Genomic DNA, 4007 nt, shown 5'->3' with positions numbered 1-4007 from the left:
TTTTATCATTAGGTAGTAATATAGGAAACCGACTTCAAGTTATTGAGGAAGCAATTGCTGCCATTCATGAAACTGTAGGAACTGTAGTTAAGGTTTCCGCACTTTACGAAACACCTTCTTGGGGGTTTGATAGTGACTTTTTTTACAATTGTGCCTTGAAAGTACATACATATAAATCGGCTCAAAAAGTACTAGATGAATTGCTACTCCTAGAACAAAAGTTGGGAAGGACTAGAACGAATGCGGCAGGCTATCAAGCTAGAATGATTGATATTGATGTAATTGCATTTAATGAAGAAATTATTCATACAGAAAAATTACAGGTACCTCATCCGCAAATGCAAAATCGATTATTTGTTTTGCTTCCTATGCGGGATTTGAATTTAGACTGGCGTCACCCTATTTTACAAAAGTACTTACATGAATTGGTGCAATGTTCTAACGATAAAGGTAAATGTAAATTTGTTGATACATTAAAGGCACCATTAAATGAATTGGATTTTGCATCTTCCAATTATATTGTAATTGAAGGGAATATTGGCGTGGGCAAAACAACGTTAGCTTCTAAAATTGCTGATGATTTTAATGCAAAATTGGTTTTGGAGCGGTTTGCCGATAATCCATTTCTACCAAAATTTTATGAAGACCAAAACAGGTATGCTTTTCCGCTGGAAATGTCATTTTTAGCCGATCGCTACCAACAGTTGTCTGATGATTTAGCCCAGTTTGATTTGTTTAAAGATTTTATAGTGGCTGATTACCATTTTTTTAAATCGTTGATTTTTGCAAAAATTACGCTGCAGGAAGATGAATTCAGATTGTATAAAATGATGTTTGATATCATTCATAAAGAAACACCAAAACCTGATTTGTATGTGTATTTATATCAAAACACCAATCAGTTGTTAGAAAATATCAAAAATAGGGGCAGAAGTTACGAACAGCAAATACAAGATAATTACCTTGAAAAAATAAATCAAGGATATTTAGAATATATGAAAACCAAAACAGATTTGAATATACTGATAATTGATGTTTCAAATAAAGATTTTGTTGAAAATCAATCGGATTACATTGCAATTCTTAACGAAATTACTATGAAAATTTCACTAACGAATCATTGAGAAGTGACCCTTTATTTCCCTATTAATTTCCGGAACTGTCAGTACAAACCAATAATCGGAAGCAGGTAGTTTTTTGCCTTCTAAAGTGCCGTCCCAACTATTGTTTTGTTGATTTAGTTGTTTTAATAATTTGCCGTATCGATCAAAAATGTTGACTTTGGCTTTCGAATAAAAAGTCATTCCTTTGATGAGCCAAAAGTCGTTATAGCCATCATTGTTGGGTGAAAAAAATGAAGGAATAGTCAGAACAATAAAGGTTTGGTTGTCACTGCCACATTGATTTTTTTCTCTTGCATACGCGGTATAAAGTCCACCTTCTACTACAGTAAAAATTGGAGAATTTTGAAAGTTAATGCCGTCTATAGAATATTCGAAATCTCCAGTATTGGTTAGTATAATTGTTGCAGTGGTTCCACTGACTAAAATATCTTCAATAATTGGAGCGGTTTTTTGAATAACTGTGATGGTTTTTAAACTAGAACAATTTAATGCATTTGAAACTGTAACCGAATAAACTCCCGAAGCAGTTACAATAATCGATTCGGTTGTTTCACCAGTGGACCACAAATAGGTGACATTTGAAATTCCTGCATTTAAAATTACAAAACTGTTTTCACAAAGAATTTTATCTTCATCGGCAATGATAGGTATTTCATTTACTTGAACTAAGATTGCAACTCTTACGGAAGTACAACCATTGTTGGTTGCTTCTAAATAAAAAGTGGTGTTTTGGCTTAAAAGTGGTGTTGTAAAACTCGTTCCAGTACCAATAGGTGTTCCTCCGGTTGCATTGGCAAACCAATTGATAGTTCCAGCAGAAGCTACCGCAGTTAATACTGCAGATTCTCCAGTACAAATAGGAGCAAGAGGCGTAAAACTTACTGTTGGAATTGCATTAATGGTTGCAATGACAGCGGTTCTAGTTCCGCCTGTGCAGCCTACTGCAAAAGCATCTACATAATATATGGTTGTTGCTGAAAGTATCGGAGTTGTGAAAGAACTACTGGATTCAAGTGGAGTTCCACCAGTTGCTGTGGCATACCATTTGGGAGTTCCGTTTGCAGCAGTTGCACTTAAAGTAACGGTCCCGTTGCCGCATCTGGTTTGCGAAACAATGCCAATAATTGATGGTATACTGATGGTTGTACTAGTAGAGATCTGTAAAACCGGATCGCTTGGCATTCCACCATATTCCACAATATAGCCTTTGGGTTGATAATTACCCGCGGCTTCCCCGTTGAGAATCAGATCGTTCCATGAGCCGGGAATTCCAACACCGGGAGCTGTTATGTGAGCATAATCTTCTTCGCCAAGATTATTGGGTTCGCCATTGTTCCAGAAAGCAAAATTTGGTGTTGAGCCGTTCACACCACCGTTCCAAAATATTGTTCCGGCCTCTGGTCCGGTCATCCAACGCCAAACACCTTCAACTTGTTGGTCGCTTCCACCAATCCAACCAGCACCCGCCGCTTGTTCACCGGCAAGTTGGGCTTCATCGGCAGCAGTAATGGTCGCCAAATAGCCTTGTAAGCCATAATAAACACTTGCTTCGGCTGCCGTTTTTGCATTTGTCCATGAAATGCCAATATTTGGGAAGTATTGGTAATAATGTCCGTTTGAGGGTAAGAAATTTGCTTGACCAACTGTAATTGAGAAAGTTCGAACACCTGAGGGATTAGCTGCGGAGCTTGAATATTCTACATCTTTGATTGCGGCTACTAAGTTTATATACGTTGGCTGAACTGAAACACCGGTTAAAGTTAATTTGCCGGTTAGGGCATTCCAACTACTTGTAATTGTGGGATGGTTTCCTGCTAATGTCAATACATCTTGTCCATTCTCATATCCGGATGAAATTTGAATGTAGATTGCATCAATGCCGGTATCGTCAGGATCAATAATAGTCATGTTGGTAACTATTTTCATTGATGTCCCCGGACAGTAAATTTGATTTCCGGTTGCAGTTAAAATTGGGGCTACATTATTTAATGGTTCAAAATTATCAACTTTATAGTGTGGTATATGTTTTACTAAACTATCGTTGGCACTTGAATAATTCAAATTTCCATAAACCGCATACATACAAGAGATTGTGAGGAGGAATTGTATCAGAATATGTTTTTGAATCATTTCGTAAAAGTAAGAAAATCTAATTTATTTTTACTTAAATCAAACCTTAAAGGGTTGTTAATTTTCGAAATAAATCCCAAACTACAATTCCGGCACTAACCGATATATTTAATGAATGTTTTGTCCCGAGTTGCGGAATTTCAATCACTCCATCACATTTTTCAATTGCTTCTTGAGAAACACCTTTTACTTCATTGCCAAAAATTAGAGCATATTTTTTGTTTTTTTCAATTTGGAAATCGTTCAGCATAATTGAATTTTCTACTTGTTCTACAGCGTAAACAAAGACGTTATTTTGCTTTAATTTTTCAATGACCTCTGAAATGCTTTGAACATATTCCCATGTAACTGTATCTGTGGCCCCTAACGCAGTTTTGTGAATTTCTTTGTTGGGAGGAGTAGCGGTTATTCCACATAAATAAATCTTGTCAATCAAAAAAGCATCCGAAGTACGAAATACAGAGCCTATGTTGTGTAAGCTCCGAATGTCATCCATTACAATAATAATAGGCGTTTTTTCGGCTTGTTTAAACTCATCTATATTTTTACGATCCAGTTCGGAATTGGCTAATTTTCTCATCTCACAAAAATAGGAAATGATTTTGGGATAAAAGAAGTGCAAGATTCCGAAAATTTGGAATTTGGAAATTGTATTTTGAAATTTCAATTTCGTATTTTTGAAATCCTAATTAAAATCCTATCCAATTGTCAGCCAAAACAACCGTAGTCAAAGAGCCTAAAGAAACGCCATTA

At 36.1% G+C, this 4007-nt stretch carries 3 protein-coding genes; 1 reads left to right on the top strand and 2 read right to left on the bottom strand.

All coding sequences use genetic code 11. The features are described 5' to 3' along the window. The coding region (folK, locus tag ACIQ2S_RS11905; RefSeq protein ID WP_396176273.1) for a 2-amino-4-hydroxy-6-hydroxymethyldihydropteridine diphosphokinase at positions 1 to 1124 on the top strand (1124 nt) is incomplete at its 5' end. Here folK and ACIQ2S_RS11900 read toward each other — a convergent pair. Then, positions 1110 to 3206 carry a T9SS type B sorting domain-containing protein gene (locus ACIQ2S_RS11900; RefSeq protein WP_396176271.1) on the bottom strand — a complete coding sequence of 699 codons (2097 nt, stop codon included), beginning with the start codon at positions 3204 to 3206 and terminating at the stop codon, positions 1110 to 1112. The genes folK and ACIQ2S_RS11900 overlap by 15 nt on opposite strands. Positions 3207 to 3300: 94 nt before the next feature. Beyond that, positions 3301 to 3834 (bottom strand): RNA methyltransferase, encoded by a 534-nt coding sequence (locus ACIQ2S_RS11895; protein ID WP_396176269.1) that lies wholly within the window; start codon positions 3832 to 3834, stop codon positions 3301 to 3303. Between the last annotated feature and the right edge of the window lie 173 nt (positions 3835 to 4007).

The sequence above is a fragment of the Flavobacterium sp. genome (assembly GCF_044371705.1).
Lineage (GTDB): Bacteria > Bacteroidota > Bacteroidia > Flavobacteriales > Flavobacteriaceae > Flavobacterium.
The sequence above is the reverse complement of the archived record's forward strand: the minus strand, read 5'-3'. Positions and strand labels throughout refer to the sequence as shown.

Coding starts and splice junctions, on each gene's coding strand:
- ACIQ2S_RS11900 (WP_396176271.1), bottom strand. CDS start 3,206: ATGTATGCGGTTTATGGAAATTTGAATTATTCAAGTGCCAACGATAGT.
- ACIQ2S_RS11895 (WP_396176269.1), bottom strand. CDS start 3,834: ATGAGAAAATTAGCCAATTCCGAACTGGATCGTAAAAATATAGATGAG.